9 protein-coding genes and 1 pseudogene are annotated in these 4,448 nt (G+C 38.4%); all 10 read left to right on the top strand.

Going from position 1 to position 4,448, the window contains the following annotated elements; translation table 11 throughout:
• Window positions 1–203: pseudogene (locus B9N62_RS10235) on the top strand (phage recombination protein Bet); the annotation flags it as partial.
• A 1-nt stretch (window position 204) separates the two neighbouring features.
• Entirely contained in the window at window positions 205–648 is a 444-nt protein-coding gene (ssb, locus tag B9N62_RS10230) for a single-stranded DNA-binding protein (RefSeq protein ID WP_087585397.1), read from the top strand.
• A gap of 64 nt (window positions 649–712) precedes the next feature.
• Window positions 713–1,387 (top strand): hypothetical protein, encoded by a 675-nt coding sequence (locus tag B9N62_RS10225; RefSeq protein WP_087585396.1) that lies wholly within the window; start codon window positions 713–715, stop codon window positions 1,385–1,387.
• A complete protein-coding gene (locus B9N62_RS10220) occupies window positions 1,372–1,560 on the top strand; it encodes a hypothetical protein (RefSeq protein ID WP_087585395.1) in 189 nt (62 codons plus the stop codon). The genes B9N62_RS10225 and B9N62_RS10220 overlap by 16 nt, the downstream gene beginning before the upstream one ends.
• A 1-nt stretch (window position 1,561) precedes the next feature.
• A complete protein-coding gene (locus B9N62_RS10965) occupies window positions 1,562–1,990 on the top strand; it encodes a helix-turn-helix domain-containing protein (protein WP_307772222.1) in 429 nt (142 codons plus the stop codon).
• A 359-nt stretch (window positions 1,991–2,349) separates the two neighbouring features.
• Window positions 2,350–2,754, top strand: coding sequence for an antA/AntB antirepressor family protein (locus tag B9N62_RS10210; protein ID WP_087585394.1), 405 nt, complete (start codon window positions 2,350–2,352; stop codon window positions 2,752–2,754).
• 2 nt (window positions 2,755–2,756) lie between these two features.
• Complete coding sequence (locus tag B9N62_RS10205) at window positions 2,757–3,200, top strand: hypothetical protein (RefSeq protein WP_087585393.1); 444 nt, start codon at window positions 2,757–2,759, stop codon at window positions 3,198–3,200.
• The gene (locus B9N62_RS10200) at window positions 3,200–3,445 is read left to right on the top strand and encodes a hypothetical protein (RefSeq protein WP_087585392.1); all 246 of its coding nucleotides are present in this window, start codon (window positions 3,200–3,202) and stop codon (window positions 3,443–3,445) included. Before B9N62_RS10205 ends, B9N62_RS10200 begins: the two co-directional genes overlap by 1 nt.
• Window positions 3,435–3,932, top strand: coding sequence for a hypothetical protein (locus tag B9N62_RS10195; protein WP_087585391.1), 498 nt, complete (start codon window positions 3,435–3,437; stop codon window positions 3,930–3,932). Before B9N62_RS10200 ends, B9N62_RS10195 begins: the two co-directional genes overlap by 11 nt.
• Window position 3,933: 1 nt before the next feature.
• Window positions 3,934–4,341, top strand: a complete 408-nt coding sequence (locus B9N62_RS10190) for a hypothetical protein (RefSeq protein ID WP_087585390.1) — start codon at window positions 3,934–3,936, stop codon at window positions 4,339–4,341.
• The last annotated feature ends 107 nt before the right edge of the window (window positions 4,342–4,448 follow it).

The raw sequence follows: 4,448 nt of genomic DNA, 5'->3' as shown, positions 1-4,448 counted from the left end.
TTGAAGTTGAAATCGCAACTGTAAAAGAAAATTTGACAGTTGAGCCAATGCCTCTTGACCTACTACAAAGTGAGCTAGTTAAACGAGGTGCAAGTGAAACAGAGGCTGAAAAATTAGTTGAGAGGTTAAGCATTGATGATGCTACTGCGTATCTAAATGATCCAAGCAGTATTGATAATTTAATAGAGAATTTAAGGGGCTGATATGTTTAATAGAGTAATTTTAGTGGGGCATCTCACGCGAGACATCGAGCTTAGATACACTCAAAGCGGCGCGGCGATAGGTAGCTGTGGCATTGCCGTAACTCGCAAATATACGCTAAACGGCGAAAAAAGAGAGGAAACGTGCTTTATTGATCTCACGTTTTTCGGTAAGCAAGCGGAAGTAAGTAACCAATACCTACAAAAGGGAAGTAAGCTTTTAGTAGAGGGTCGCTTAAAATTCGACCAGTGGCAGGATAGCAACGGGCAAAACAGAAGTAAGCATAGTGTCGCTGTGGAAGTAATGGAAATGTTAGGCGACGCACAAAACAATACCCAAAACGGACACACGCAGCAAAAACAGCCTCAACGCCAGCAATACAACGAGCCACGCTACCCTGATATTGATAGCGATGATGTCGGCTACTCCAATGAAATACCATTTTAAGTCGTAAGGGCTTTTAAATTTAGGTTTCTGTAGAATTTAGTCTAATTTTTGTAAAAGGTCAAACATGGACGCAAGCTACGACCTGCATTTTGATTTCGACGCGGACGGCGGAGCGGACTTTTTTAAAAACGTATCCACCTTTATCGCTAGCTTAGACGAGCTAAACGTCGCTATTTGCTCCTATGTCGATAGTGAAATAACAACCCGCGTTATTTTAGAGGGCGTAGAAAACGGCTCGCTAAAAGCTAAAGTAAAAGACGTGCTAAAAAGCATAGATAGCGACAAGATAAGGAGCTACGTGAAAGACCCAAGAGACGCCATAGCTGATTTTTTGATTAAGGCTAAAGATAAACTAATAGAGCTTTTAGAGGACGACCCAAAGCAGTTGCCATATAGAGTCGACGATATAGTTTGTGAAATTATAGAGGATAGTGAGTTAAAAAGTTACGGCTATAAACATAACAAGACCACTCTTTTACGGGCGATGTCAAACCTATCCCAAAGCACGAAAGGATTTAAAATGCCACCACGCATAAATTTAAAAGGCAAAGAGCGAGAAGTAAAAAGTGGTTACGAGTTTAGCGCCGACGATTTAGACGGTGCAATAGAACAAAAAAGCGAGTTTAAAGGTGCTTTTATTATCAAAAAGCCGGATCTAGCGGGCGCTAGCAAATGGACTATCATAAACGGAGCCGCCATAGACGTGAAAATCATAGACGAAGCGTGGCTAAAAAGCTAAAAAGCCACGAGATAGCCCTGAGATACGGCGATAAGATAGCAGGCACGCTAATATCCAAATCCGTGATAGACGCCGACTTAAACGTCGTTAGCACGGATTATTATTTAGACGATATTTTGGGTATCGAAGCACCTAAAAACACCGAGCAACGAAATTTAGAGATAAAGGAATAAAATGTATAAATGCCCTCAATGCGGAAGCACTAGCGTGAAGAAAGAGCGACTTTATATCCGTGAAGCTGGACGAACAATCGATACTGGCGATAGAATATGTCAAGATTGTGGATTTGTTGGTACATCTAATGAATTTAACCGAGACATATACGATCAAGAGTTAGATGATGAAATTTCCGATCATCCAAATTTGCATATACCCAAAGAAAATCTAATTAAAGCCACCTGCAAAGAGCTAAATTTGACGTATAAACAGCTAGGCGAGGCGATAGGGTATAGTGAAAGTGCAATAAAAAATGCAGGTAGCGGCGAAGCTAGCGAGCCTATGCGTAAAGCTATTGAGCTATACAAAGAGACCCTAAATTTAAAATCAAAGCTTGAAAAATCAGAAGCTTTTAAAAACAATCTCAAAGACTTTTTGGCGGACTAACTAAACGCCATTTAGTCCTTTTATATACTTCATTTTTTAGAAAATATACTTAATTTATACTTTTTCTATTGACTTATAGTTTTATTTTAGCTATAATTGCTCTATCAAAGGACAAATAAGGACTTTGATAGAAAGGAGTAGCACAATGCAAAGGTTAGGTTTTTTAATCAAACTCGCGATACTGATTTATCTAATCTGCAAAATCCTTAAAATATGGATTTAGTCAAGGGGCAAAAGCCCCACCTACGCATTGCGCTACTCATATTTTAGCCAAAGGAGCTTAAAATGAGTGAAGTATTAGAAGTCTTGCAAGTACTTTTACTTGCTTATATCATCTTGCAACTTACAAGGGGGCAAAAATGAAAGCCCCTACCACCGAGCAAACAACGATTTATCTAAGCCGTATACAAAACGACTTAGAGGCGGCGACGACCGAGATATACACAAAAGTCGGAGCTGTTATGGCTTATTTAAATAACGACAACTACTTTGTAAATGAGAAATTTCATATAAAGGATCAAACAATGAACGAATTAATTATCATTAGACCAACGTTAATAAATGGTGCTGAAGTAAATTCAGTCAATGCTAGAGATTTGCATGCTGTGCTTGAGAGTAAATATCAATTCGCAGATTGGATAAAAACAAGACTTGAGGAGACTGATACGAGAGAAAATATCGACTATATCGTTTTTCAGAAAAATCTGAAAAAGGTCGTCCGCTTATTGAATACGCTTTATCAACAGACATTTCTAAAGAGATAGCTATGCTTGAGCGAAACGAGATAGGTAAAAAAGTAAGGCGTTATTTTATTGAAGTAGAAAAAGCCTATCAAAACAAAGCAACACCGATTAATCAGCTTGATTATATGCAGTTGAAGTTAAACTATCTAAAAGAGCAAGATAAAAAGATCTATGCCTTAGAAAACAAAACTGACGAAATCCACAAAGAGCAACTAAAAACAAAGCACAATATAAACCGCCTTTTAAGCAACGATAGGTATATGACGATAATAGCGTTTATGAATTTATACGGCATCAGCCAAAAGGGGCATCATATCCCAAGCTTGGGTAAAAAAGCTAAAAAGCTAAGCGAGGAGCAAGGGGCTTTTATGGGTGCGGTGATCGATCCAAGATATGGCAGAGTAAATACCTATGACGTTGAGATACTAAAACAACTATTTAACATTGATGATTTAAAGGTAGTGTGATGACTTACGGCGAAGCGATTATGAGTGCAAAAGATAAGATGAAGATAGTAAATGGCACGTTTAAGATAGGCGTGCCACTGCCACAGCGGTTAAGCTTTGAAAGTGCGATGAAATACTACTGCGAAAAACTAGATCGCTACTGGCTTAGCAAAATCGAGCTAAGCCCCAGCTCTAAATTTTCAAAGCAGGATGTGCTACGAATATTAAAAGGCAAAAACCTAAATGGAGCAATAAATGACCACTAAAGAAAAAATTGAAGTTATCCGAGCTTATGATAACGGCGAGGATATTGAATATACAAATATTAATAGCGTTGTTGATGAGTTTTGGGGAAATTTGCTTGCCCCAGAGTTTGATTTTAGCAGGTTTAAGTATAGAGTTAAACCAAATGAAAATTTTAAAACTACATTTAGGCTAGGAGATGTCGTGGTATATAAAAGCGACGTAGGCTACCCTACCCCTGACAGATATGAGATTACCAAAATATTAAAAGACGGGTATGAATTAGACGACACAATAATTAGATCAACGGAATACTGCGAAAAAGAATTTATTAACGAAAGAGATGTTTTGTGGTATTTTGAAGTATACGACAGCTGCCAAGGGAGATGGTCTATCTTTGATGTAGGGAGACTAACTATTGACGAAATGACCAAAGAGTATGCCCCCTATGATGATCATATCCATAATTTTAGACCTTTTTACACTTTAGGCTTTAGTATGAGGGCATAAAATGACAACAGCTGAATTAAAGGACACCGCCATTTTTATTATGGCGTATAGTTTTTTGCAGATGGACAGCACCGAGAAGCTAGGACTATTCATAAACAAAAAGGCTTCTAGGTTTATTACGGAGTTGATCGACGCAATGACGCCAATAGTGGGGCATTATCACACTTTTAAATCAAGGATAGAAACACAAATAAACGCCCTTGATAATAAGGCGAGTATTGCCAAGCAAAACTTTAGCACGACCGCCCCACAATTAGCGTGCGATCTGCTTTATTTAAGGCTAGCACCACACGAGCGCAAAGGGCAAAGACTGGTGCCGATACTGGCTGATTTTTATGCGGCAAATAAAGAAAAAATAGCGTATATCTCAAATAAGAGCTATGATACAAAATACCGCAAAGAGGCATAGGATAGCCAAACACTGGCTTATTTTTATATTGAAAATATTTAAAAGGAGTAGTAATGAGTAGCCCAAAGAGAAAAACACATAACCGCCCTTGCAAGCCTAGAGGCGTT

This window comes from Campylobacter concisus, from assembly GCF_002165785.1.
GTDB lineage: Bacteria > Campylobacterota > Campylobacteria > Campylobacterales > Campylobacteraceae > Campylobacter_A > Campylobacter_A concisus_W.
This window is presented reverse-complemented; position numbering and strand designations above follow the sequence as displayed.

Bases quoted from the DNA above. Each gene is read 5' to 3' on its own strand.
- ssb (WP_087585397.1), top strand. From the start codon at position 205: ATGTTTAATAGAGTAATTTTAGTGGGGCATCTCACGCGAGACATCGAG.
- B9N62_RS10225 (WP_087585396.1), top strand. From the start codon at position 713: ATGGACGCAAGCTACGACCTGCATTTTGATTTCGACGCGGACGGCGGA.
- B9N62_RS10965 (WP_307772222.1), top strand. From the start codon at position 1,562: ATGTATAAATGCCCTCAATGCGGAAGCACTAGCGTGAAGAAAGAGCGA.
- B9N62_RS10210 (WP_087585394.1), top strand. From the start codon at position 2,350: ATGAAAGCCCCTACCACCGAGCAAACAACGATTTATCTAAGCCGTATA.
- B9N62_RS10205 (WP_087585393.1), top strand. From the start codon at position 2,757: ATGCTTGAGCGAAACGAGATAGGTAAAAAAGTAAGGCGTTATTTTATT.
- B9N62_RS10200 (WP_087585392.1), top strand. From the start codon at position 3,200: ATGACTTACGGCGAAGCGATTATGAGTGCAAAAGATAAGATGAAGATA.
- B9N62_RS10195 (WP_087585391.1), top strand. From the start codon at position 3,435: ATGACCACTAAAGAAAAAATTGAAGTTATCCGAGCTTATGATAACGGC.
- B9N62_RS10190 (WP_087585390.1), top strand. From the start codon at position 3,934: ATGACAACAGCTGAATTAAAGGACACCGCCATTTTTATTATGGCGTAT.